Origin of the sequence: Clostridium saccharoperbutylacetonicum N1-4(HMT), assembly GCF_000340885.1 — a bacterium.
Classification (GTDB): Bacteria; Bacillota; Clostridia; order Clostridiales; family Clostridiaceae; genus Clostridium; species Clostridium saccharoperbutylacetonicum.
Map to the genome: position 1 here is coordinate 1027908 of NC_020291.1, position 24953 is coordinate 1052860.

Here is a 24953-nt window from a genome sequence, read left to right on the forward strand (position 1 = left end):
AGTTACCAAATGTAAAATTTGGACTCTCACTTAAGGAGGTGAATTTATGGGTGATTGTATTTTTTGTAAGATAATTAATGGGGAAATTCCAAGTAAAAAGTTATATGAAGATGATAAAGTATATGCATTCTATGACATAAATCCAGAGGCACCTATTCATTTTTTAGTAATACCAAAGGAACATATTGAAAGTGCTAATGCATTAAATGAGAATAATGTTAACATCGTTGCGCATATATTTAATGTTATTAATAAACTAGCTAAGGAAACAAAGATAGCAGAAAGCGGTTATAGAATAGTAAACAACTGTGGCCAAGACGGAGGTCAGACTGTTGAGCATCTTCACTTCCATGTTCTTGGAGGAAGAAGTTTACAGTGGCCACCAGGCTAATATTTTGTCGATAAATGAATTGAGATTTTTTCTTAATTTCTTGACATTGTTTATTTAAATATTGTATAATATAGCATGTGTTATTAAGCCCATAGCTGAGTTAATTTAAGCTAGCGGAGGGAGGGATATTAAATGTCAGAAATTAAAGTTGGAGAAAACGAAACACTTGAAAGTGCGTTAAGAAGATTTAAGAGAAAATGTGCTAGAGCTGGGGTTCTTTCTGAAGTTAGGAAGAGAGAACATTATGAAAAGCCAAGCGTTAAGAAAAAGAAAAAATCAGAAGCTGCTAGAAAGAGAAAGTTTAAGTAGTAAAGGTTTCTTCTGAAAGAAGGTAATGAAATGCCAACAATTAAAGATAGATTACAAGATGATTGGAAAGCTGCTTTAAAGGCAAAAGATAAATTCAAAGCTAACGTAATTAGTACTGCTAAATCTGCTGTATTATTAGTTGAAAAAACTGATAATAGAAAGCTTGAAGATGATGAAGTTATTAGTATATTAGCTAAAGAAGTCAAGCAAAGACGAGAATCTATGGTTGAGTTCGAAAAAGGAAAAAGGCAAGATTTAGTAGATCAGTGTAAAGCTGAGATAGAAATTTTGTTAGAATACCTTCCTCAGCAATTAGGTGAAGAAGAGATAAAACAAATAGTAAAAGAGTCAGCTGAAGAAGTGGGTGCAAATAGCATTAAAGATATGGGAAAAGTTATGGCGGCTGTAAGACCTAAAGTATTAGGGAAAGCTGATGGTAGCCTTGTAAGTCAAATAGTTAAAGAATATTTAAATAATAAATAGCGTGAAATTGATAGTTTTAGCTATTATTTATGGGACATAGGATTTATATAAATATCCTATGTCCCATTTCATTTTCAAATATTAATTAAACATGATAACATTATTGTTTAATTAAAGAATTAAATTATAAATCCTATCATAAATTACAATGAAGAAGTTTATGTAGGAGGCAAGTATGGAAGAAAAATTTCAAAGAGGAAAAGAAAAAATACTTAATAAATTAGATTTACCAAGTGATATCTCACTAGACTTACCGAAGATAATTGTAATAGGTAATAGAGAAATCACAATTGAAAATCATAAAGGCATTATTTTTTTTGAAACTAACATGGTTAAAATAAATTCAAGAGTAGGAGCAATAATAATAAGCGGTGAAAATTTTGAGATATTATTTATTGCAGAAACAAGTATTACTATAAGTGGCTTGTTTAAGGGGATTTCATATGAGAAGGAATAATTTGAAATCCAAACAAATAACCATAGAAGTTAGTGCTTTAAAACCAGAAAGAATATTAAATGTACTTTGGAATAATAGTATTTATACTAGTAATATAGTTAAAATAGATTTATTAACAATTAGATTTAACATTAATTTTAATGAGTATAAAGAAGCAGAATCTTTAATTAAAAAGAATAATGGAAAAGTACGAATAGTTAAAGTTAGCGATATGATAATTATATTTATGAAGTTGAAGAAGAAATTTTCACTAGTCATTGGGGCGGTAATGTTCTTCGGCGTTATATATATATTGTCAAATTATATATGGGCTATAGACATAGAGACTCAAAGAAATTTAAGTCCTTTTGAAATTAGACAGCAATTATTTTCAATTGGAATAAAACCAGGACTAAGTAAATCACAGATAAATGTATATGATATAGAAAAAAAGATGGAAAATATAAATGATCAAATATTATGGATTAGAACGAGGGTAGAAGGATCTACGCTGAAAATAATTATAAAAGAAAAAGTAAATCCTCCATTAACAGAAAAAACATTATATAATCAAGTTATAGCTAAAATGGATGGTGAAGTCAAAAGAGTATACTCAAGTTCTGGAAATGCAATAGTTGCTCCTGGAGATATAGTTAAAAAAGGTGATGAATTGATATTACCAATTCAAGGAAGAGAAGGGTTTGAGAGAGAAGTCAAGCCAAGTGGAACAGTTATAGCAAATACTTTTTATGAAAAATTTATGGAAGTTCAAGTGAGTGGGGAAAAACTTCAACGAACAGGCAAAAAGAATAGTGATATTTATTTAAGCTTTTGGGGCAAAAAAATTTACTTGAAAAAAGCTATAAATAGATTTGATAATTATGATAAAATAGAAGAAAAGAACGGATTTTTTAACCAAATAATATATTTTCAGAAAAAAGGTAGAAATATAAGTTTGGATAAAGATGCTACAGTTAAGGAATCAGCTGAAAAATTAGAAGGTTCATTAAGAAAAACGCTTAGTAATGATTCTAAAATTATTGATAGAAAAATTACAGTGGAAGATATTTCTGATGGAAAGATATTAATTAAAGTTATTTTTACCGTAGAACAAGACATTGCAAAAAACGTACAATAAAAGATTATAATATTTTGATTGGTTAATTGCTTTGATTTTAGATGAAAAGGTGAAGAGCATGAAGATGAAAGAAAATGACAGGAAAATGAATAGTAATATGCAAAGAGTTATGTTATTTTTATCTGTGTTTAGTATAAGTTATTTATTAATTGTTAGTGCAATAGCACCAAAACATTATAACTTTAAAGAAGGTGAGATTGCCAGAGTAGATATAAAGGCTCCAAGAGATATAGTTGATCAAAAAGCAACAAAAGATAAAGAGGAGCAGGCAATTGCAAAGGTTGGAAAGCAATACACATTAAAACCTGAAATTAAGAAACAAGCTGAAGATAATATTACTGGCATGTTTGATAAGCTTATTGCTTTGAGTAGCATGGTTAATACTGCAGTTATGGATAAAGAAAATGAATTGAAAAAACTAACAGCCTTTCAGTTGACAGACGAACAATATAAGTCATTATTAGGAATTAATAAAGATAGTTTGCCAGATTTAGAGATAAAAATGATTAGTATAATTGATGGTGCATATCAAAAAAATTTAGAGGAAAATGATGATACTGATTTAAAGGAAGTGAAAAAAACTGCAGCTGCTAAAATAGATGCTTTAGATTTAGATGCTGGAGTAATAGCTGCATTTAAGCAAATTGTTCAAAATCAAATAAAACCAAATGTTTTTTTTGACCAAGAAAAGACAGATGAAAAGGTACAAGAGGCTCAGAAAAGTGTTTCAAAGGTGATAATAAAGCAAAATCAAACAATTGTAAAAGAAGGGGAGCCGGTAACTGAAAATCAATTAGCTATTTTATCTGATTTAGGAATGTTAAACGATGAGAATGGAACAGCATATTTATACGTTTATTTAGCTCTTGCTGTATTCCTTTTTACTATATTATTTCTTCAATATAACTATCTTAAACTTAATTATGAAAATATATTTGAGAATACAAAAAAACTGCTTCTAATTAGTGTTATCAATTTAATTTCGTTAATATTCGCTAGAAGCATAGGAAGTATTTCTCCTTTTTTAATTCCTTTTGCTTGTGCACCTATGATGCTTACCTTACTGCTAAATTATAAAATATCCTTTGTAATTAGTGCATTAAATATAATTATTATAAGTGCGGTAAATGGATTCGATGTCCAAATTATAATATTAGGCGTAGTTAGTTCTATATTAGGAGCAACTTTACTAAAGAAGATGCAGCAGAGAAATGATTTATTGTTTTCAACGTTGTATATTGCAATTATTAGCGCTGTATTCACATTGTCTACAGGTGTTATTGTATCAAGCAATTTTGGTGATGTATTAATAAAAGCTGGAATTACCTTTTGTGGTGGACTATTATCAGGTATTTTTGCTTTAGGAATATTACCGTTTTTGGAAGGTGCATTTAATGAAGTTACAACTTTAAAATTATTAGAATTATCAAATCCTAATAATCCACTTATGAAAAGAATGTTAATGGAAGCACCAGGAACATATCATCACAGCATGTTAGTTGCAAACCTTGCAGAAATGGCAGCTGATGAAGTAGGAATTAATTCAGTAGTTGTTAGAATTGCGTCATATTATCATGATGTTGGGAAAATAGAGAGGCCTTACTTTTTTTCAGAAAATCAAATGGGGTTAGGAAATCCACATGATAATATACCTCCAAATTTAAGTACTATGATAATAAAATCTCATGTAAAAGATGGATTGGAATTAGCTGAAAAATACAAATTGCCAAAAATAATTCAAGATATAATTGCAGAACATCATGGGAAAACATTGGTAAAGTATTTTTATTATACAATGAAAAACAATTGTGAGAATCCAGATGAGATTAAAATGGAGGATTATATGTATGAAGGACCTATACCAAGCACAAAGGAAGCTGGTATTGTAATGCTATCTGATAGTGTTGAAGCAGCTGTAAGGTCAATTAAGGAACCTACTAATGAAAAGATTAGTGAGATGATTAATTGTATTATCGATGATAAATTAAGAACTGGTCAATTAAATAATTGTAATTTAACATTAAAAGATATAGAAAAAATAAGGATATGTTTTTCGACAGCACTTAATGGGATATATCATCAAAGAATAGAATATCCAAAAGATAAGATTAAGGAATTGAGTACTGAAAATAAAGATAAAATTAAGGAGTAAATCATGATTTATGTAGATAATAGACAAGATATATTAGATGTTAAGGAGGAATTTGTAGGTAAATTAAAAAATGTAATTGAATTTGCACTTAAAGAAGAACAAGTGAATATACAGTGTGAAGTTTCATTGGTTTTTGTGGATAATTCAGAGATAAAAGAAATTAATAAGGATACAAGAGGAATAGATAAGGAAACGGATGTATTATCATTTCCAATGTTAGAGTATGAAAATAAAAAAGTTTTTAAAGAGATGTACTTAAACTATAAATTCTTACCAAGTGATTTTGATGGAGAGGAACTTGTACTTGGGGATATAGTACTTTCCTTAGAAAAAGCAATGGAACAAAGTAAAGAATATAATCATTCTTATGAAAGAGAAGCGGCTTATTTAGTAGTGCACTCTGTATTACACTTATTAGGATATGATCATATGGAAGATGAAGATAAGAAAATAATGAGAAACAGAGAAGAAGAAATCTTAAACAAACTTAATATAACAAGATAATAAATAACTGTGAACTGTAAACTGTAAACTGAACTAAGTGGGTGGGGGAAAATGAAAGTAAAAAAAACCTTAGAGAGTTTTAATAATGCAATAAATGGAATAATAGAAACTGTTAGAACAGAAAGAAATATGAAAATACATCTGATAGTTGCTTTAGTAGTACTAATTGCAAGCTTTTTCTTTGATATAACAAAAGTTGAATTTCTTATTTTAGCAGTTACAATAGCTATGGTAATAGCAGCTGAGTTAGTAAATACAGCAATAGAAGCAGCCATAGACATGACTACAAATTATTATCACCCATTAGCTAAAATAGCTAAGAATGCAGCAGCAGGTGCAGTTCTGATTACAGCTATAAATGCATTATTAGTTGGGTATATTATATTTTGGGATAAGTTAACCACATTTTCATTTTCTTTAATAAATAAAGTGAAAAACTCACAGCCATACACAATATTTATTGCTTTGGTAATTGTATGTATAGTGACAATAATTGCAAAAGCAATATTTGGTGAAGGAACACCACTTAAAGGAGGAATGCCTAGCGGACATAGTGCTTTAGGTTTTTCTATTGCAACAGCAATATCATTGATTACAGAAGAACCAATATGCATACTACTTAGCTTTATATTGGCATTTATTACAGCTCAAAGTCGGGTAGATTCAGAAGTTCATAGTATTGCTGAGGTAGCAGTTGGAGCAGTTTTTGGAATATTATTAACTTTATTCATTTTTACATTATTTAGACTTTAATTTACCAGTTAAGATTAGCACATTGTCAATTAACTTATAAATAGAGTATACTATTTATAAAATAGCATAACGATAGTCAAGTTTCAGGTATGAAACTTATTTTTAGGAGGAAAAGATGTTTAAATCAGGATTCGTTACAATAGTTGGAAGACCTAATGTAGGAAAATCAACTTTATTAAATTATATAATGGGAGAAAAATTATCTATAGTTTCAAATAAACCACAAACAACAAGAAATAATATTCAAACAATATTAACAGGAGAAGACTATCAAATGGTATTTGTTGATACCCCAGGAATTCATAAACCTAAACATAAATTAGGGGAATATATGGTGAATTCAGCAAAGGAATCTACAAAAGATGTTGATTTAGTATTGTTCTTAACTAATCCAGATGAGGAAATAGGAAAAGGGGATAAGTTTATCCTAGAAACTTTAAGAGATAAAAAATGTCCAGTATTCCTAGTGTTAAATAAAGTTGATGAAAGTACACAAGATAGAGTGGCAAAAAGTTTGCAAATGTATGCAGAAGAATTTAAATTTGCAGAGATAATACCTATTTCTGCAATTAAAGGGAAAAATGTTGATAAATTATTAGAATTAATGAAAAATTCAATGCCAGAAGGTCCTAAATATTATCCAGATGATATGATAACAGATGTTCAAGAAAAATTTGTTGTATCAGAAATAATTAGAGAGAAAGCTTTAAGGACTCTTAGAGATGAAGTTCCTCATGGTATAGCTGTAGACATAATTCAAATGAAACAAAATGAAAAGGGTACATATCATATTGAAGTAGATCTAATCTGTGAAAAAGATTCACATAAAGGTATAATAATAGGTAAGAATGGCCAAACACTTAAAAGAATCGGAGAAACTGCAAGGTATGAACTTGAAAGATTTTTAAGAAGCAAAGTTAATGTAAAGATATGGGTCAAGGTTAGAAAGGAATGGAGAGATAACCAAAACTTGTTAAAAGAATTAGGCTATAAAGCAAAAAAATAGTTATAAGTGAAAAGATAAAGTCAGTTATAAGTTAAAGTTGATAAATGATTGACGAATAGGGATAAATTTTAGAAACATTAATAAATATGTAAATTACCAAAGCTGGTTCAAACCAACCCAAAATCCCTAATTCATAACTCATAACTGATCGAACTGGGGTGGTTAATCTGTCAATTTTTGAGACTAAAGCAGTTATTATAAAAACTCAAGATTTTAAAGAAAATGACAAATTAGTTTGGTTTTACACCGAAAAATTAGGCAAAATTACAGCTGTTGTTAGAGGTGCAAAGAAAAGTAAGAGTAAGTTTTTAGCATTAACATTACCTTTATGTTATGGTGAATATGTTTTATACAAAGGAAAAAATTTATATACCCTTCAAGAAGGCAAAATAATTAATTCTTTTCAAGGCCTATTAAATGATTTATCTAAACTTACTTATTCATCATATTTGTGCGAGCTAATAGATATTGCATGTGAAGATAATGAGGTTAATCATGAGCTTTTTAGAAATTTAGTCACAACCTTATATTTATTAAATACAGATGCACTGGATTATGAAATATTAATAAGAGCATTCGAATTAAGATTACTAAAGAATACAGGGTATAACTTAATATTAGATAATTGCAGCATATGTAGAAAAAAAATAGCATCAGCAAATTATATAAGCTTATCGTATTATGGTGGAGTATGTGAGGAGTGTCCTAAGGAGCACGGTTTATATATATCTAAAGGTGCATACAATGCTTTGAGGTTTTTAATGAATATGAATTTAGATAAATTATATAGATTAAATTTAAATGAGGAAATAAAAGCTGAAATAGAAAAAGTGATTACTTTTTTAATTTCAAACAATTATGCAAAAAGACCCAAAAGTTTAGATATGTTAAAATTTATTAAGGAGTGATGATTTATGGAAAAAATAACTTTAGAAAAAGTTGATGTGGTTAGAGAAAGAACAGGCGTAAGTTATGAAAAGGCAAAGGAAGCTTTAGAAAAAAGTGAAGGCGAAGTTCTAGATGCAATAATTTACATTGAAAAAACAGAAGGCCTTTCAGGAAATGAAAAAAGTTTTGATGACGTAAATAAATCAGCAGTTTCCGTTGAAGAACTAAAAGCATGGTTTAAGCAAACTATAGATAAAGGAAATGTAACAAGAATAAAGATAAAAAAAGATGATAATGTACTTGTAGATATTCCTGTTAATGCTGGAATAGCAGCAGGGGTTGTTGCTATTGTAATTCCACCAATATTAGCAGCAGGGGTTATAGCAGCAATTGCAACTCAGATTACTATTGAAATAACTAGAGAAGATGGTTCTGTTGAAGTAGTAAATAAATATGTTTCAGAAGTAGCTGTAAATGTAAAAAATAAAGCAAGTGATTTTTCTGATAAGATAATGAATAAAGTTAATGAAATAAAAAATGATATCAACAAAAAAGATGGTAATTCAAAACAAAAATTAGAAAATGAATCAGAAGCAGTATATAGTTATACAGTAAACTTTGATAAAGAGAAAGAAAATTCAGAAAATTAAATGATATTGGGAGTAATGCAGAGAAAAACAGACATAAAAGCAAAATAAAATTAATAGATAAGAAATATTTGGTGAATTTATTTGATTTTTCAGAAAATTAAGTCTAGTCAAACAATAATTACATGATATAATAAGTATGTAACATAAAATAATCAATTTTCACCGGGTATTTCTTTAAATTACAGAAAGAGGGATAAGGTTGAAATTATCACCTAGACAAGAAGAAATAGTATGTATAGTAAAAGAAAATGCACCAATTACAAGTGAAGCACTAGCGGAGAAAATTGGAGTTACAAGAGCTGCTCTTAGAGCAGACTTAGCTGTTCTTACAATGATAGGAGCTTTAGATGCTAGACCAAAGGTTGGATATGTGTATAGTGGCAAAACATCGAATGGTTTAGTTTATCAACAAATAAGCAAAATTAAAGTATCTGAAATAATGTCAAAGCCTGTAACTGTAAGTGAGGATACAATGGTATATGATGCAATCGTATTCTTGTTTCTAAATGATGTTGGCACATTATTTATTGAGAATAATGGAATAATGACGGGGGCAGTTTCAAGAAAAGATTTTCTTAAAATTTCAATAGGGGGAACTGATATACATAAGGTTCCAGTTGGAGTAATCATGACAAGAATGCCTAATATAATCTGCGCAAGTGAAGATGATAATGCATATGATCTAGCAAAGAAAATTATTGAGCATGAAATTGATAGTATTCCAGTTGTTGAAATATTAAAAAAATCTGATGGAAAAGATCAGATGAAAATAATAGGTAAAGTCTCTAAGACTAACATAACAAAATTATTTGTTAAGCTTGGAGAGATTGAGAATTAATTATTTGGGTAACTACGAAGTCTTTAGGCATATGAAAGAATATAATAAGTCCAGGATGCAATGTATATTTCTAACTAGAAAAGGATGTATGTTTATCTTATAGTGGACTATTGGATGAACATGTTTGCAAAATATAACGGAAGATATATTACATGTTGACTTATTATTTTTTTGAGTATATCTCAATTAGGCATCGATAGTATATATAGTTTCAAAATAACAAGAAAAGAGGGAGTATTGAGATGACAAACAAGTATGTGTATCTATTTAGTGAAGGAAATGCTTCAATGAAAAATTTACTTGGAGGTAAAGGTGCTAATTTAGCAGAAATGACAACTTTAGGAATACCTGTTCCGCAAGGTTTTATTGTTACAACAGAAGCTTGCAATAAATATTATGAAGACGGAAGAAAAATTTCTGACGAAATAATAAGTCAAATTTTTGAACAATTAGCAAAACTTGAAGAAACTACAGGTAAAAAATTTGGAGACAATACCAATCCTTTATTAGTTTCAGTAAGATCTGGTGCAAGAGTTTCAATGCCGGGTATGATGGATACTATTTTAAACTTAGGACTAAATGATGTAGCAGTTGAAGCTATGGCAGAGATGACTAAGAATCCTAGATTTGCATATGATTCTTATAGAAGATTTATACAAATGTTCTCCGATGTTGTTATGGGAATTGAAAAGAGGTTATTTGAAAATAAAATTGACGAGCTTAAGGAAAAGAAAGGTGTTGAATTTGATACAGATTTAACTGCTGAAGACTTAAAAGAGTTAGTTGCTAAATTTAAAGAACTTTATAAAAAGGAAAAAGGTGAAGATTTCCCAAGTGATCCTAAAAATCAATTAATTGAATCAATAACAGCCGTATTTAGATCATGGGATAATCCAAGAGCTATAGTATATAGAAGATTAAATGATATTCCAGGTGAATGGGGTACTGCAGTAAACGTACAACAAATGGTATTTGGTAATAAAGGTGAAACTTCAGGAACTGGAGTTGCATTTTCAAGAAATCCAGCTAATGGAGACAAAGCTATATATGGTGAATATTTAATGAATGCACAAGGTGAAGACGTTGTTGCTGGTATTAGAACACCACTTGAAATTGGAAAATTAAAGGAACAAAATCCTGAAATATATGCAGAATTTGAAGGAATTGTTAATACTCTAGAAGACCACTATAAAGATATGCAAGACATGGAATTTACTATAGAAGAAGGTAAATTATATTTCTTACAAACTAGAAATGGTAAGAGAACAGCTCAAGCTGCTTTAAAAATTGCAGTTGATTTGGTTGAGGAAGGAATGCTTACTAAAGAGCAAGCAATCTTAAAGGTTGAGCCAAAACAATTAGATACATTATTGCATCCAGCATTTTATACAGAAGATTTAAAGAAAGCTACACCAATAGCTAAAGGATTACCAGCATCTCCTGGAGCGGCATGTGGTAAAATTGCATTTACTGCTGATGAAGCTAAAGATAGAGCTGCACTTGGAGAAGATGTAGTACTTGTAAGACTTGAAACTTCACCAGAAGATATTGAAGGTATGATTGCTGCTAAAGGAATTCTTACTGTTAGAGGTGGAATGACTTCTCATGCTGCTGTTGTAGCAAGAGGAATGGGAACTTGCTGTGTAGCAGGTTGTGGAACTATTAAAGTCAACGAAGAAAAGAGAACTATTGAAGTTAATGGAAAAGTTTATACAGCAGATGATTATATTTCAATAGATGGTACTTCTGGTAATGTATATGGAGAAAGAATAAAGACAGTTACACCAGAAATTTCAGGACATTTCGCAATATTTATGGGATGGGCTGATGAAATAAGAAAATTAAAAGTTAGAGCAAATGCAGATAGTCCAAGAGATGCAAAACAAGCAGTTGAATTTGGAGCAGAAGGTATAGGACTTTGTAGAACAGAGCATATGTTCTTTGCTGAAGATAGAATTATGGCTGTGAGACAAATGATTACATCAAAGGATGTAGAGCAAAGAAAAGTTGCATTAGCAAAGATATTACCAATGCAAAAGTCAGATTTTATAGGAATTTATGAAGCTATGGAAGGTAGGCCAGTTACTATAAGATTGTTAGATCCACCATTACATGAATTTTTACCAACTGCTGATCAAGATATTAAAGATTTGGCAAAAGAAATGGGTATTACTTATGACGAATTGAAAGGTACAGTTCAAGAATTGCATGAATTCAACCCAATGATGGGTCATAGAGGCTGTCGTCTTGCAGTATCTTATCCAGAAATAGCTGAAATGCAAGCAAGGGCAATTATAGAAGCTGCAATAGAAGTTAATAAGAGTAAAGGCCATAATATAGTTCCAGAAATAATGATTCCATTAGTTGGAGAAATTAAGGAATTAAAATATGTTAAGGACGTAATTGTAGCTACAGTTGAAGAAGTTATGAAAGAAAAGGGAGTAACTTTACAATATAAAGTTGGAACTATGATAGAAATTCCTAGAGCTGCTTTAACAGCCGATGAAATTGCTAAAGAAGCAGAATTCTTCTCATTTGGAACAAATGACTTGACTCAAATGACATTTGGATTCTCAAGAGATGATGCAGCTAAATTCTTAGCAGCTTATTATGAAAAGAAGATTTATGAACAAGATCCATTTGCAAAGTTAGATCAAACTGGAGTTGGTTCATTAATTAAAATAGCAGCAGAAAAAGGAAAAGCTACTCGCCCAGACATCCATCTTGGAATTTGTGGAGAACATGGTGGAGATCCATCATCAATTGAATTCTGTCATAATACAGGTCTTGATTATGTATCATGTTCACCATTTAGAGTACCTCTTGCTAGACTTGCAGCAGCACAAGCTCAAGTAAAACAACCAAGACCACTTTAGAAAATTAAATATATAGTATAAATTTAGCATATAAACCTCGATACAATAGAGAGGAAGCTAATCATAACTATAAAAAATATGGGATATTGAAATTTGAAATTATTATTAATTTTAAGTTCAATATCCTATTTTTATAGTTTAAATGTAGATAGAATATTTCATGAGAAAAATCTAGGAAATTTAGAATTAAATTTCAAAAGAGATTATTATAATACTCTTTCGAAATATTACTATTTGATATCAGATTTTTAATTTAAAAAATTCTTAATGAATTTTAACCACAATTGTGCATTGTGGCTTGTTTTTATCATAGATATAGCTTATAAATACATGTGATTAGACAGTATATTTTAATAGTTTGATTTTTTGTTCAATGAAATATGTATATAATTAGAATTTTTGAGAAAGATATATTAATAAGATTTAATTTTTATTGGAGTGAAATGTATATGAAGGTTGGAATTCCCAAAGGACTATTAAATTATAAATATTATATATTTCTCGAAAAGTTTTTTGATGGACTTGGAGCAGAAATAATTACTTCCCCTGATACAAATAAACAAATACTAGATGAAGGTGTTAAATATTGTGTAAATGAAGCATGCCTGCCTATAAAAGTATTCCATGGACATGTAGTTTCTATTAAAGATAAATGTGACTTAATGGTTATACCTAGAATTATGCAAATATATGAGCATGAATTTATCTGTCCTAAATTTTGCGGCCTGCCAGAAATGATTTTAAGCAGCATACCTAATATGCCCAAAACTACTATGGCACCGATTTATGCCACTTCAAAAGAGAAGCTATATAAGTGGATTGATTCTACAGGTAGTATCATTACAAAAAACAAACTTAAAATAATAAAAGCTTATTCTGAAGCTTTAAGAGAACAAAATAAATTTAAATTAGGAATTAAAACTGAAGAATGTAAAATTAATGTTGCATTAATAGGTCATCCTTATAATGTTTATGATAATTTCATAAATATGAATTTAGTAAAAAAATTAAACAAATTAGGTGTCGGAGTAATAACAGAAGAATTCGTAGATGATTCTCTTATTAACAATAAAGTGAAAGACTTATTTAAACGGCCTTTTTGGACTTTTGCAAGAAAAGCTTATGGCGCAGCAACATATTTGGCAGAAAATAAAAAAATTGATGGCATAGTGTACATATCCTCTTTTGCTTGCGGTATAGACTCAGTAATCATAGAACTTATAAAAGAAAAGATGAAAGATTTTCCATTTTTAACATTAAAGGTTGATGAACATACAGGAGAATCAGGATTTGATACAAGAATTGAGGCTTTTGTTGATATGCTAGAAAGGAGGCAAATATATGAAGATTATGGTTCCTCATCTTGGTAATACATATCTTGTAGCCAAAGCTGTCTTTGATATGCTTGGCGTAGATTATATAATTCCAGAGTTTAATAGTAAAAAATCCTTAGAAATAGGTTCTATGTATTCACCTGAAGACATGTGTTTACCATTCAAACTTATGATGGGAAATTATATACAGGGCATTGAAGAAGGTGCAGATACAATAATAATAACTGGGAGCTGTGGCCCTTGCAGGTATGGTGAATATTGCGAATTGCAAATGAGCACATTAAAAAAATTAGGCCATAATTTAAATTTTATAGTATTAGATAAGCCATCAGATATAGGGATAAATGAATTTTTAGAAAGAATTTCTTTTGTATCATCAAATAGTAATAAAACTACTATTCAAAAATTGAATGCCTTACGTATAGGATATAAAGTTTTAAATTTGATTGATTCAATAGAAGCTAAAGCAAATTATTTGGCAGGTTATGAAAAAAATAAACATGAATGCAAACACATTTTAAATAAGTGTAAAATTGATGCAGTAAATAGTAGTAAAGCTGAAGAAATGATAAAAATACTTGAATATTATGATAATAAACTTGATTCTCTTGAAATATGCAAAGATAAAAATCCTATTAAAATAGGTATAATAGGAGAAATCTATACTATAATAGAACCATTTTCGAACCTTTATATTGAAGATAAGCTTATGGAATATGGAGTTTCAACAAAGAGAAGACTTACCCCGAGTTGGTGGGCAAAGAATTGCCTTATGTCAGTTTTAGGAATCAATTCTCTAAATATACGAAAAGCCTCTAAAGATTATCTTCCTTTATATATTGGTGGTCATGGAAGAGAGTGCATTGGTGAAGCAGTAATGGCTGCAAACGAAGGCTTTGATGGAGCTATTCAAATATTTCCTATGGGCTGCATGCCAGAAATTGTATGCAAAGCTTTGCTTCCAACTATATCAAAAGATAAAGATTTTCCTATTTTAACACTTGTTGTTGATGAAATGACAGGAGAAGGAGGATATGTTACTAGAATAGAAGCATTTTTAGATTTATTAGAAAGGAAAAAACAAAATGTATTATTTAGGTGTTGATGTTGGCTCAGTAAGTACAGATATTGTTCTTTTAGATAGTAGTATGGATGTCATAGAAAAACTATATTTAAGGACAAAAGGAAAACCAATAAATGCAATTCAAAAAGGTTTTAAAATTTTAAAGGAAAAATACTGTGATGAACAAATAAAAGCTGTTGGAACAACAGGCAGCGGAAGACAAATTTCTTCATTTATAATAGGCGCAGATGCAGTAAAAAATGAAATAACAGCTCATGCATGTGCATCACTTTCTATAGATAAAGATGTTAGAACCATTTTAGAAATAGGCGGACAGGATTCAAAAATTATAATATTGAAGGATGGAATCCCAATAGATTTTGCTATGAATAATGTATGTGCAGCAGGAACTGGCTCTTTCCTTGACAGGCAAGCAGAGAGACTCGGAATACCTATAGAGGAATTTGGTGATTATGCCTTAAAATCAACAACTCCTTTAAGAATAGCAGGAAGATGTGCAGTTTTTGCTGAATCTGATATGATACATAAACAACAACTTGGCTATAATGAAGCAGACATAATAAATGGTTTATGCGAAGCTCTTGTTAGAAATTATCTTAATGATATTGGAAAAGGTAAGGAAATAAGTTCTAAAATATTTTTTCAAGGAGGTGTAGCTGCAAATAAAGGAATGAAGGCCTCATTTGAAAGAGCTCTAGGATGCGAAGTTTTTATTCCAGAGCATTACAATGTTATGGGTGCCATAGGTGCAGCAATAATAGCTAAGGAAACTGTTGATAAAAACGGTTCAACGAATTTTAAAGGTTTTGATATAGCTAATTCTAAATTTATATCAAATAGCTTTGAATGTGATGGCTGTTCTAACAGATGTGAAGTAGTAAGAATAAAAAATGAGGATACAGTTCTTGGCTGCTTTGGGGATAGATGCGGAAAATGGACTAATTGCATTAGTGATGGTGTAGATAAAGGTGCTTAACTTTAATTATACGTCCTATGTTTGATCTTAATATATTATAACGTGTTTTTTCGTTATTTATGGTGCATACAGTGTAACTTATACATTGTATAATTAATTTTTTAAAATTTCAGAAGTTTGATTGAGAGTGAAAATTAGGTGTTCTACATATTATTGTAATATATATTTTAATTTAAAAACACCATGTAATGAGAATTAATTTATAATTATAAAGAGTGTTCCATAATAATAAAAAATAGTACTTGGTCTATTAAGATAGCAGCAGCACAAGCACAAGTAAAGCAACCAAGATAAATTGAATAAATAATGCAATTTTAATCTGAAAGCTTGATATAATAGTCTATTAAATAATGATTATTATGCTATAAAAGGATAGAGTATAGTGACTTGATTTCATTAATAATTTTAAGTTACTATACTCTATTTTTTATTAAATTAATTTTTAAGTAATACCTTAGGTGATTAATTTATTTTTTTGAAAGGGATGAAATAAAGTCATCTATCATAGATTCAAAACTCTCATCTAAAGTTACTTCATTATTATGAAAATATCCAAATGAATATAATGAGACAAAACCATGCAAAAGACTTCTTAAAGTTCGGCTCTTATGAACCAAACGGATTTCATCCTTAATGTAAAACTCTAAAATCTGACGAATGATACGAGTAGTTCCTTTTGCCAAATTAAATAACTCTGAGTTTTCAGTACTTGGAATACTCACAAAAAGTCTATAAGCGGTCGTATTTTCAAAAGCAAACTCTTTATAAACCTTAGCATATTCTTTTATGGCCTCATCGCCACTCTTACCAATTAACCTCTGCATTAATTTTTGATTCAATTCATTTAAAAGATATACTGTCATTTCAATTTTAAGACTATCCATATTAGTAAAATGATTATATAAAGAAGGATGTTTTATATTTAATTTTTCAGCAATTTTTTGGAAGGTAAGTTGATTAAGACCAATTTCATCTGCCAAAGAAAAAGAAACTTGAATTATTTTTTCTTTGGTTAAATTTCTTTTTTGCATTTGATTTTCACTCCTATAATCTTACAGTATAATAGTAGTTTAACATTGCAAAACATATTTATCAAATTATAGTTATAGATAATTAACTACATTTTGTAGTTTACAAACTATTAAATGTAGTTTATAATTAGTCTTGGGATAGGGAAAAATTTAATTAAGAAAAAATGCGCAACTTGCTATTGTTTTGTTTACTAATATTACTATTGCGCAATATTTTGTTAGAGTGGCGAAATCTAATTGAATAATTATTATGAAAAGATTTTATTACATATTAATTTATACAAAAGAGAGGTGTATATTCATGGAAATGTGGAAGAAAAATTTAATAGTATGTTGGTTTGGGATATTTGTGGCTGCTATAGGAATGAGTCAGATTGCCCCAGTATTACCACTTTATATACAACATCTTGGTGTTCAAGATACAGCAACAATTACAAAAATTTCAGGAATTGCCTTTGGGATCACGTTTATAATTTCAGCTATTTTTTCACCAATTTGGGGAAGTGCAGCTGATAAATATGGACGAAAACCAATGATACTTAGAGCAAGCCTTGGTATGGCAATAACTATAGGGTGTATGGGTTTTGCACCAAACGTTTATATACTCATAGGTTTAAGACTACTTCAAGGTGTAATTACTGGCTATAGTACAGCTTGTACTGCATTGATCGCAACTCAAACTGATAAGGAACATGCAGGGTATGCGTTAGGTACACTATCAACAGCAAGTATTGCAGGTTCTTTACTTGGCCCAACAGTTGGTGGTTTTATAGATGAGATATTAGGACTACAAAGTGTATTTTTCATAACAGGGGCTTTACTTTTAATTTCATTTATTACAACGCTTATATTTGTAAAAGAATCCTTTGTTAGAGAAGAGAAAAAGGTACTTACTATTGAAGAAGTTTGGAGTACTGTTCCTCAAAAAAGCTTAACTGTTACGATGTTTTTAACTTTCTTTATATTATCTGTAGCATTGTATTCTGTAGAACCAATTGTGACTATATATGTTAAGCAGTTATCTAATAACAGTTCACATATTGCACTTTTAGCTGGAATTACATTTTCAGCTTCTGGCCTTGCCAATATAATTGCGGCTCCAAGACTTGGAAAACTTTCAGATAAGATAGGAGCTCATAAAGTAATGTTAGCATGCCTTATAGGTGCAGTGATTATTTTTATACCACAAGCTTTTGTACAAAATACTTGGCAGTTAATGGGACTTCGATTTTTATTAGGACTAGCATCTGCAGGGCTTAATCCATCTGTTAATATTATATTAAAAAAAATAACACCGTCTTCTCTTACTGGCAGAGTATTTGGTTTTAACATGTCAGCAGGATATTTGGGGGTATTTGGAGGTTCAGTCTTAGGTGGGCAGATTGCAGGAATTTTAGGAATGCAATATGTATTTTTTATCACAAGTGCATTGTTACTTGCAAATGCAATTTGGGTATACTTTAAGGTTTATAAAAAACTCAATTTAAATGAATAGTATTATTAATGTTGGATGACTAATTTTTATAAGAAGTATTAAACAATTCCTATTTAATAGATAATTAATTCTATAAAAAAATAAAATAAAAAGGAGATATTAATATGGAAAATCTAGAATTAAATGAAAATAAATTTATTAATGCAGAAAAAAGTGCTCTTGTACTTATAGATTTACAAAGCGGAATTACGGCTAGGGAAATTCAACCTTCACCTTATACAAGTGAGGAGGTTATCCATAATGCAAGCAAGTTAGTTAATGCGTTTAGTGAAAAAGGAACTTTTATAGTTTTAGTAAGAGTTTCTACTATAGACGATAAAGATATGGTTAAACCGAAAACTGATTCAAAAGTTGTTGGAATGAAATATCCAGAAGGCTGGGATAACCTTGTACCTGAAATAGCTAACACTAAGAATGCTCATATTATTACAAAGAGGCAATGGGGCGCTTTTTATGGTACTGATCTAGATTTACAATTAAGACGTAGAGGAATTGACACTATTATATTAGGTGGGATTTCTACTAACATTGGTGTAGATACTACAGCAAGGGAAGCATATCAACATGGTTATAATCAAATTTTTGTGGAAGATGCTATGACTGCAGTAACAAAGGAAGAACATGATTATGTCTGCAAATACATCTTTCCTAGGATTGGAAAAATTAGAACGACAAAAGAAATAATTTCATCATTAAGATAAAATGAAAACTTAAATATCAAAAAGAATTGGGGGATTAAGATGAAAATTAAATGGTTTGGTCAATCATGTTTTATAATAACATCTGAAAGTGGAATAAAAGTATTAACAGATCCATATAAGAAAATGCTTGGTTATGAATTGCCTGAAATGGAAGCTGATATAGTATCTACAAGTCACAATCATAAGGACCATAATAATATAAATGTAGTCAAGAATAGTTTTATACATATAAATGAGCCAGGCGATTTTTCCGAACATGGAATAGAAATAAAAGGTATCCAAACATTTCATGATAAAACCTCTGGGTCTAAGAGAGGGCAAAATACTGTATATAACTTCAATATTGATGATATAAATATTTGTCATTGTGGTGACCTTGGACATGTTCTAGATGCCAATCAGATAGAGGAGATAGGAAATGTTCACATATTACTTCTCCCTATTGGTGGTTTAGCTACAATTAATGCATTTGATGCAGTTCAAGTGATGAAGCAGTTAAATCCAACAATTGTTATTCCTATGCACTACAGGACAAAGGCACTAGGGATAGCAGGTTATATATTTAGTAAGGTTGATAAATTCATTTCAGCCTCAGGACTAAAAGCAAAAGAGTATGGAGAACTTGAATTAAGCAAAGCAAATATTAAAGATTATTCAGGAATGGTTGTGCTTAAATACGATTAGAATTTGCTTTTGATAATATGATATACACTTAACTGGAATTATATTTACCAATTTCAAGAGCAATAGTTAGTTCGAAATCTTCGTATTTAATGAATTAATTGAACTATAATGAGTTTTTATGTAAGATTATACAACTAAATATAAGGTATTGTATTTTAATTTCATTATTGATTTTAAGTACAATACCTTATTTTGTTAAATGTTATATTGAAGTTTATAAATCTATAGAATACTATATATTAGAAGTTGTTTATAACTCATTTTTACATGTGTCTAAAGTTAAATTTGCAAGTTGACATTTATGTATTAGTATGGTTCCATTAAATTAAGAATTAGAAGTGATATATTTAACATATTTAGAATTTAAAGTATATAACATATATCTAAGGAGATATTATAATGAAACTTTTTAATTATATAAAAAATAATATTAAAGGGTATTCAAATTGGAAACGTTATAGTATAAAGGCAAAATTACTAACTATATTTATAATTATTTCTATTATACCAATTATTTTTAGTCAAGTATTTTTGTACAAGCTATCGCAGCATTATCTAGAAAAAAAAATTACAAGCCTCACAGATAGAAATCTATTTTACGTAAAAACTAATATAGAAACAGATATGAATTATTATAAAGATACTTTGTATAGGATTACAGTAGATAATGATTGTTTGGGGTTAGAGAATATGTTCAACAATGGTGATGAATTTGAAAAAGCAGCATCAATTAATAAAATTAGAGATATTTTTGGATCTTACTCATATTCTAGAAGTCAGATAAGAGCTATAACTTTCGTGGGGAAGGATGGAAGAAACGTATATTATGATAAAAGTAATCAAGGCATAAATAACAGAGTTTGGAATGCATATAGTGATTCTTCTAAAGCTGAAATTTACTCTAAAATTTTAAATAGTAATACGCCAGTTATTTTACCTACCACTGCTAATAGTTATATTGGCGGGAAGTCGGAGTATATGTTTCATATGGGATTAAAAGTTAGAGATATTAGGACTAAGGAAGAGGTTGGTATAATTATTATGAGTTTTGATGAGCAGGTCTTATCAGATGTATGTAATGTGAATATGGATAAGAAAAGTTCATCAGAAGATAAAATAAATATGTGTTCAGTTGTAATTGATGATGAAGGAAGAGTTATATCATTTAAAGACAAAAGGTATATCGGAACTTTTGTAAAAGATTATACTAGTAAAGAGATTAGTGATAAAGATAGCTATGAAACGTTAAATGAATTAGTATATTCAATACCTAATTTTACAAATAGAAATATTTCAGTTAGTAGTATTTCCATAGAAAGTGTTGGATGGAAGGTAATCAATATTGTTGACAAGGATAATTTGTTTTATGAAGTCAACCTATTAAGAAACTTAACATTAGCATTATTGGCTGTGATAGTAATAATAGTAATGGGTGTTATTATAATATTTTCAAATAAATTCTATGAATCAGTTAAAATCATTGTTAGTGGTATGAAAAAAGCTAAAAAAGGTAACTTTAACGTGAAGATAGAACTCGATACAGAAGATGAGTTAGCATTTATTGGTGAGGAGTTCAATGAAATGTTATCAACAATAAATATCTTAGTGGAAGATATTAAAAAGCAAAGTAATTATATTATTGAAATATCAAACAAAAGAAGAGAAGCTGAGATAAAGGCAATTGTAGCACAGATTAATCCGCATTTTTTATATAATACTTTGGATTGTATAAATTGGATGGCAATTAAAAATGAAAATTATGAAGTTAGTGATACCATAGGAAATTTTGCACAAATACTACGATATAGTATCGGAGATATAAATAAAGAAGTTACTATTTGTGACGAGGTTGAATGGCTTAAAAAATATGTATACTTACAACAGATTAGATTTAATAACAGCTTTGAGTTGGATTTAAATGTAAGTGAAGAGATTTTAAGATGTAGAATTCACAAATTAATATTACAGCCATTAATTGAAAATTCAATTATTCATGGGTTTAAAGGACATAATGATGGAGGAATCTTAAAAGTTAATATTAATAAATTTCAAAATAATTTTATAAAAATTATAGTGGGGGATAATGGGAATGGTATCTCAGAAGAAGAACTTGAAAGAATAATTAAAAACATAAAATTAGGAAAGGATGAAGATGAAAATATAGGATTAAAAAATGTATATGACAGAATAAAAATTTATTATGGGGATAATGCTGAAATTAACATAGAGAGTTTTGAAGGAGAAGGAACTATAATAACATTGCTCATTTCATTGCAGTTTTAGGGGGGAGACTTATGAAAATTTTGATTGTAGAAGATGAGATTAATGCTAGAGAAGGATTAGGGAATTTATTAGGAAAGATTAATAATAACTATATTGTTTGTGGAAAAGCTTCCGATGGAGAACAAGGGCTAATTTTAGCAAAAGAACACAAACCAGATCTCATATTTACTGATATAGAAATGCCAAAATTAAATGGATTAGATATGCTTGAAAAAATAAAAGAAGATGGTCAGAATCCGTATATTATTATATTAAGTGGATATTCTGATTTTAAGTATGCCCAAAAAAGTATAAGAATAGGGGTAGAGGAATATTTATTAAAACCAATAACCTATAGTGCTTTAAAAAGTAGTATGGAACAGATTGAAAGAAAATTTAATTTAGAAAAAGAAAAATATGTAACTTTTGATGATGAGATGATTAAGGAAGAAATCCTAGGACAAATATTATTAAATAAAAGTAATAACCTAAAGGAGCTATATAAGATTATTGAAAGTAAATTGGATAAAGAAAAAAATATTTATCTTGTAAATTTGTATTTAGGAGATAAATATGAAGATGAAATTGAATTAAGATCCAAGGAAATGAATGATTTTATGGAAAAATATAAAATTGAAGTTGTATATTATTCAGTATTAAAGGAATATAGATATTTACCAATTTTGATAAATACCCAAATAGCTTTTGAGGAGCTTGTAAAGATATTAAAGTATAATTTATTATTCTCATTTAAAGCACGTGGATTTTATAGAACTACTATAAGTGTTATTAATATGAATGATATTAGTGAAATTGGTAAATCCTTTAGCAAGCTTCAGAAATTGTCTAGATGGCCAATTGTACTTGGTAATGATGAAATCATATATGAAGCATTGATTTCTAAATTAAAAATATGTCAGTGCAATTATCCTAGAGAAATAGAAAAGGAAGTTTTAAAGGCAATAAAAAGTAATGATAAGATAAAACTAGTAGATGCTAATAAAAAATTTATTTCATATTTGAAATCAGATATTTATGATCCAATAAATGTTATTGAGGTTTGCAGTAAATATATTTTTTCAATTCTGAGTGTCTCTAAAAGTTGTAATAATGATCTTTATACAGAATTTAATAATGAAGGAATCCTAGATACTATTAAAATGAGCTGTACATTTTGTGAGTTAGAAGAACGATTGAATTATATAATTGGGAAAGCATGTGAAAAAAATAATGAGGAGCTTATACCATATTCACTAATTGTCAGAAAGACAATTAATTATATAAAAGAGTATTATAGTGATAAGATTTCTTTAGAAGAAATAGCAAGTGGAATGAGTATAACACCAGAATATTTAAGTCGATTATTTACAAAGGAGTTAGGAAAAAGTTTTTCAGATTATTTAAGAGAATTTAGAATTGATAAATCTAAGGAATTATTAACAACGAGTAAAATTAAGATTTATGAGGTAGCTGAGAAGGTTGGATATAGTGATTCTAAATATTTTTGTAAAGTTTTTAAGGAATCAACAGGTATGTCACCAAAAGAATACATGAAGTTTTATTAAGTAAGAAGGTGTAAAATTGATGTTATAATTTTACACTTTTTTTATGATAATAGAATTTTAGAATGCGCTTTCAAGGGGTAAGATTATATTGTAGATAACGTTATTATAGATAAAAATTTAGGAGGTAAATAAAATGAAGAAAACTAAAAGATTGTTAACTTGTTTAGTAGCTACGGTTATGTCAGCAAGTATATTCATTGGATGTGGAAGTAGTACAACAACTACATCTGCAGGAAAAAGTGATACGGCCGAAAAGACAACGCTTACAGTATGGCATTATTTTGATGGACAACAGCAACAAAAGGCTATGGAAAATCTTGCTAATAAGTATAATAAGTCTCAAGATAAGGTAGAAGTTAAGGTTGAATTTGTACCAAGGGCTGAACTTACTAAGCAGTTTACAATAGGACTTGTTGCTGATAAATTACCTGATATTGGTTTAGTTGATAATCCAGATATGGCTTCATTTTCAGCAATGGGATTATTTGCAGATATTACTGATAAGATGAATTCTTATGAAGGTAAGGATCAATTTTATCCAGGGCCAATTTCATCATGTCAATTAGATGGAAAGTATTATGGGATTCCACTTGGAAGTAATGATTTAGCTTTATTCTATAATAAGGACATGCTAAGTGCAGCAGGTGTAGAGCCGCCAACAACTTATGCTGAATTAAAGGATGCAGCAAAAAAATTGACCAAAGGGGATACTTATGGCTTAGCAATAGCTACGCCTAAAAATGAAGAAGGCACTTTTCAGTATCTTCCATGGCTACTTTCTACTGGAGCTAAATTCAACGAAATTGGTAGTCAAGCAGGTATAAGTTCTCTTCAATATCTTACTGATCTTATAAAAGATGGGTCAATGAGTAAAGAAGTTATAAATTGGACACAAAATGATTTAGAAAAACAATTCGTAACCAATAAAGCAGCTATGATTACAGATGGGCCATGGATTATAGATACAGTTAAGAAAGATGCACCAAACTTAAAGTGGGGAGTTGTAAAAATTCCTAAAGATAAAGTATTTGCATCAGATTTAGGTGGAGAAAACTGGGGAATTATTAAAGGACATCATGAAGCAGAAGCTTGGGACTTCATAAAATTTACTCAACAAAAAGATAATATGAATGAATATTGTGCAGATTTTGGTTATATTCCTCCAAGAAAAGATATTGCTGAAAGTAATGATAAGATAACTAAAGATCCAATTATGAGTGTATTTTTAGATGAATTACAATATGCTATGCCAAGAGGACCACATCCAAAATGGCCTGAAATATCTGATGCTATGTCCACTGCATTACAAGAAAGCTTTACAAATGCAAAGGCACCGGAACAAGCAGCAAAAGATGCCCAAGTTAAGATTGATGATGTGTTAAATAAAAAATAAAACT

Annotated in this window: 23 protein-coding genes; 22 read left to right on the top strand and 1 reads right to left on the bottom strand. The window is 29.3% G+C overall.

The window, feature by feature from the left end; all coding sequences use genetic code 11:
• Positions 1-46 precede the first annotated feature (46 nt).
• The 16 genes from CSPA_RS04530 (at position 47) to CSPA_RS04605 (ending at position 15818) form a co-directional block, all read left to right on the top strand.
• Positions 47-391, top strand: coding sequence for a histidine triad nucleotide-binding protein (locus CSPA_RS04530; protein WP_015391027.1), 345 nt, complete (start codon positions 47-49; stop codon positions 389-391).
• 132 nt (positions 392-523) lie between these two features.
• Complete coding sequence (rpsU, locus tag CSPA_RS04535) at positions 524-700, top strand: 30S ribosomal protein S21 (protein WP_008429643.1); 177 nt, start codon at positions 524-526, stop codon at positions 698-700.
• Positions 701-730: 30 nt separating this feature from the next.
• A complete protein-coding gene (locus CSPA_RS04540) occupies positions 731-1183 on the top strand; it encodes a GatB/YqeY domain-containing protein (protein ID WP_015391028.1) in 453 nt (150 codons plus the stop codon).
• A gap of 175 nt (positions 1184-1358) precedes the next feature.
• Positions 1359-1640, top strand: a complete 282-nt coding sequence (gene yqfC / locus CSPA_RS04545) for a sporulation protein YqfC (RefSeq protein WP_015391029.1) — start codon at positions 1359-1361, stop codon at positions 1638-1640.
• Positions 1627-2757 (top strand): sporulation protein YqfD, encoded by a 1131-nt coding sequence (gene yqfD, locus CSPA_RS04550; RefSeq protein WP_017810810.1) that lies wholly within the window; start codon positions 1627-1629, stop codon positions 2755-2757. Before yqfC ends, yqfD begins: the two co-directional genes overlap by 14 nt.
• Positions 2758-2815: 58 nt before the next feature.
• Positions 2816-4909 carry an HD family phosphohydrolase gene (locus tag CSPA_RS04555; RefSeq protein WP_017810809.1) on the top strand — a complete coding sequence of 698 codons (2094 nt, stop codon included), beginning with the start codon at positions 2816-2818 and terminating at the stop codon, positions 4907-4909.
• A 3-nt stretch (positions 4910-4912) separates the two neighbouring features.
• Entirely contained in the window at positions 4913-5413 is a 501-nt protein-coding gene (gene ybeY, locus CSPA_RS04560) for an rRNA maturation RNase YbeY (RefSeq protein ID WP_015391032.1), read from the top strand.
• A gap of 51 nt (positions 5414-5464) precedes the next feature.
• The gene (locus tag CSPA_RS04565; RefSeq protein WP_015391033.1) at positions 5465-6166 is read left to right on the top strand and encodes a diacylglycerol kinase; all 702 of its coding nucleotides are present in this window, start codon (positions 5465-5467) and stop codon (positions 6164-6166) included.
• A 115-nt stretch (positions 6167-6281) separates the two neighbouring features.
• Positions 6282-7172, top strand: a complete 891-nt coding sequence (gene era, locus CSPA_RS04570) for a GTPase Era (protein ID WP_015391034.1) — start codon at positions 6282-6284, stop codon at positions 7170-7172.
• Positions 7173-7330: 158 nt separating this feature from the next.
• Complete coding sequence (gene recO, locus CSPA_RS04575; RefSeq protein ID WP_015391035.1) at positions 7331-8080, top strand: DNA repair protein RecO; 750 nt, start codon at positions 7331-7333, stop codon at positions 8078-8080.
• A 6-nt stretch (positions 8081-8086) separates the two neighbouring features.
• Complete coding sequence (locus CSPA_RS04580) at positions 8087-8710, top strand: DUF4342 domain-containing protein (RefSeq protein ID WP_015391036.1); 624 nt, start codon at positions 8087-8089, stop codon at positions 8708-8710.
• 199 nt (positions 8711-8909) lie between these two features.
• Positions 8910-9548, top strand: coding sequence for a transcriptional regulator CcpN (ccpN, locus tag CSPA_RS04585; protein WP_015391037.1), 639 nt, complete (start codon positions 8910-8912; stop codon positions 9546-9548).
• 242 nt (positions 9549-9790) lie between these two features.
• Positions 9791-12424, top strand: a complete 2634-nt coding sequence (ppdK, locus tag CSPA_RS04590) for a pyruvate, phosphate dikinase (protein WP_015391038.1) — start codon at positions 9791-9793, stop codon at positions 12422-12424.
• Between the two features lie 449 nt (positions 12425-12873).
• A complete protein-coding gene (locus CSPA_RS04595; protein ID WP_015391039.1) occupies positions 12874-13794 on the top strand; it encodes an acyl-CoA dehydratase activase-related protein in 921 nt (306 codons plus the stop codon).
• Positions 13766-14863, top strand: a complete 1098-nt coding sequence (locus CSPA_RS04600; RefSeq protein ID WP_015391040.1) for an acyl-CoA dehydratase activase-related protein — start codon at positions 13766-13768, stop codon at positions 14861-14863. The genes CSPA_RS04595 and CSPA_RS04600 overlap by 29 nt, the downstream gene beginning before the upstream one ends.
• Positions 14844-15818: an acyl-CoA dehydratase activase gene (locus tag CSPA_RS04605; protein WP_015391041.1), complete on the top strand. Its 975-nt coding sequence runs from the start codon at positions 14844-14846 to the stop codon at positions 15816-15818. The genes CSPA_RS04600 and CSPA_RS04605 overlap by 20 nt, the downstream gene beginning before the upstream one ends.
• Before the next feature lie 467 nt (positions 15819-16285).
• On the opposite strand, the gene CSPA_RS04610 is transcribed toward CSPA_RS04605, so the two are convergent.
• Positions 16286-16849 carry a TetR/AcrR family transcriptional regulator gene (locus CSPA_RS04610; protein WP_015391042.1) on the bottom strand — a complete coding sequence of 188 codons (564 nt, stop codon included), beginning with the start codon at positions 16847-16849 and terminating at the stop codon, positions 16286-16288.
• A 301-nt stretch (positions 16850-17150) separates the two neighbouring features.
• On the opposite strand from CSPA_RS04610, the gene CSPA_RS04615 reads away from it, so the two are divergent.
• From CSPA_RS04615 to CSPA_RS04640, 6 genes are all read left to right on the top strand, one after another.
• Entirely contained in the window at positions 17151-18344 is a 1194-nt protein-coding gene (locus CSPA_RS04615; RefSeq protein WP_015391043.1) for a multidrug efflux MFS transporter, read from the top strand.
• Between the two features lie 104 nt (positions 18345-18448).
• Positions 18449-19045, top strand: a complete 597-nt coding sequence (locus CSPA_RS04620) for a hydrolase (RefSeq protein WP_015391044.1) — start codon at positions 18449-18451, stop codon at positions 19043-19045.
• 39 nt (positions 19046-19084) lie between these two features.
• A complete protein-coding gene (locus tag CSPA_RS04625; protein WP_015391045.1) occupies positions 19085-19729 on the top strand; it encodes an MBL fold metallo-hydrolase in 645 nt (214 codons plus the stop codon).
• A gap of 399 nt (positions 19730-20128) precedes the next feature.
• Complete coding sequence (locus CSPA_RS04630) at positions 20129-22012, top strand: cache domain-containing sensor histidine kinase (protein ID WP_015391046.1); 1884 nt, start codon at positions 20129-20131, stop codon at positions 22010-22012.
• A gap of 11 nt (positions 22013-22023) precedes the next feature.
• A complete protein-coding gene (locus CSPA_RS04635) occupies positions 22024-23556 on the top strand; it encodes a response regulator transcription factor (protein ID WP_015391047.1) in 1533 nt (510 codons plus the stop codon).
• 133 nt (positions 23557-23689) lie between these two features.
• Positions 23690-24949 (top strand): sugar ABC transporter substrate-binding protein, encoded by a 1260-nt coding sequence (locus CSPA_RS04640; protein ID WP_015391048.1) that lies wholly within the window; start codon positions 23690-23692, stop codon positions 24947-24949.
• Positions 24950-24953: the final 4 nt, after the last annotated feature.

What these genes read in the sequence shown, in the direction of transcription:
- CSPA_RS04530 (WP_015391027.1), top strand. Translation starts at nt 47, where the DNA reads ATGGGTGATTGTATTTTTTGTAAGATAATTAATGGGGAAATTCCAAGT.
- rpsU (WP_008429643.1), top strand. Translation starts at nt 524, where the DNA reads ATGTCAGAAATTAAAGTTGGAGAAAACGAAACACTTGAAAGTGCGTTA.
- CSPA_RS04540 (WP_015391028.1), top strand. Translation starts at nt 731, where the DNA reads ATGCCAACAATTAAAGATAGATTACAAGATGATTGGAAAGCTGCTTTA.
- yqfC (WP_015391029.1), top strand. Translation starts at nt 1,359, where the DNA reads ATGGAAGAAAAATTTCAAAGAGGAAAAGAAAAAATACTTAATAAATTA.
- yqfD (WP_017810810.1), top strand. Translation starts at nt 1,627, where the DNA reads ATGAGAAGGAATAATTTGAAATCCAAACAAATAACCATAGAAGTTAGT.
- CSPA_RS04555 (WP_017810809.1), top strand. Translation starts at nt 2,816, where the DNA reads ATGAAGATGAAAGAAAATGACAGGAAAATGAATAGTAATATGCAAAGA.
- ybeY (WP_015391032.1), top strand. Translation starts at nt 4,913, where the DNA reads ATGATTTATGTAGATAATAGACAAGATATATTAGATGTTAAGGAGGAA.
- CSPA_RS04565 (WP_015391033.1), top strand. Translation starts at nt 5,465, where the DNA reads ATGAAAGTAAAAAAAACCTTAGAGAGTTTTAATAATGCAATAAATGGA.
- era (WP_015391034.1), top strand. Translation starts at nt 6,282, where the DNA reads ATGTTTAAATCAGGATTCGTTACAATAGTTGGAAGACCTAATGTAGGA.
- CSPA_RS04580 (WP_015391036.1), top strand. Translation starts at nt 8,087, where the DNA reads ATGGAAAAAATAACTTTAGAAAAAGTTGATGTGGTTAGAGAAAGAACA.
- ppdK (WP_015391038.1), top strand. Translation starts at nt 9,791, where the DNA reads ATGACAAACAAGTATGTGTATCTATTTAGTGAAGGAAATGCTTCAATG.
- CSPA_RS04595 (WP_015391039.1), top strand. Translation starts at nt 12,874, where the DNA reads ATGAAGGTTGGAATTCCCAAAGGACTATTAAATTATAAATATTATATA.
- CSPA_RS04600 (WP_015391040.1), top strand. Translation starts at nt 13,766, where the DNA reads ATGAAGATTATGGTTCCTCATCTTGGTAATACATATCTTGTAGCCAAA.
- CSPA_RS04605 (WP_015391041.1), top strand. Translation starts at nt 14,844, where the DNA reads ATGTATTATTTAGGTGTTGATGTTGGCTCAGTAAGTACAGATATTGTT.
- CSPA_RS04610 (WP_015391042.1), bottom strand. Translation starts at nt 16,849, where the DNA reads ATGCAAAAAAGAAATTTAACCAAAGAAAAAATAATTCAAGTTTCTTTT.
- CSPA_RS04615 (WP_015391043.1), top strand. Translation starts at nt 17,151, where the DNA reads ATGGAAATGTGGAAGAAAAATTTAATAGTATGTTGGTTTGGGATATTT.
- CSPA_RS04620 (WP_015391044.1), top strand. Translation starts at nt 18,449, where the DNA reads ATGGAAAATCTAGAATTAAATGAAAATAAATTTATTAATGCAGAAAAA.
- CSPA_RS04625 (WP_015391045.1), top strand. Translation starts at nt 19,085, where the DNA reads ATGAAAATTAAATGGTTTGGTCAATCATGTTTTATAATAACATCTGAA.
- CSPA_RS04630 (WP_015391046.1), top strand. Translation starts at nt 20,129, where the DNA reads ATGAAACTTTTTAATTATATAAAAAATAATATTAAAGGGTATTCAAAT.
- CSPA_RS04635 (WP_015391047.1), top strand. Translation starts at nt 22,024, where the DNA reads ATGAAAATTTTGATTGTAGAAGATGAGATTAATGCTAGAGAAGGATTA.
- CSPA_RS04640 (WP_015391048.1), top strand. Translation starts at nt 23,690, where the DNA reads ATGAAGAAAACTAAAAGATTGTTAACTTGTTTAGTAGCTACGGTTATG.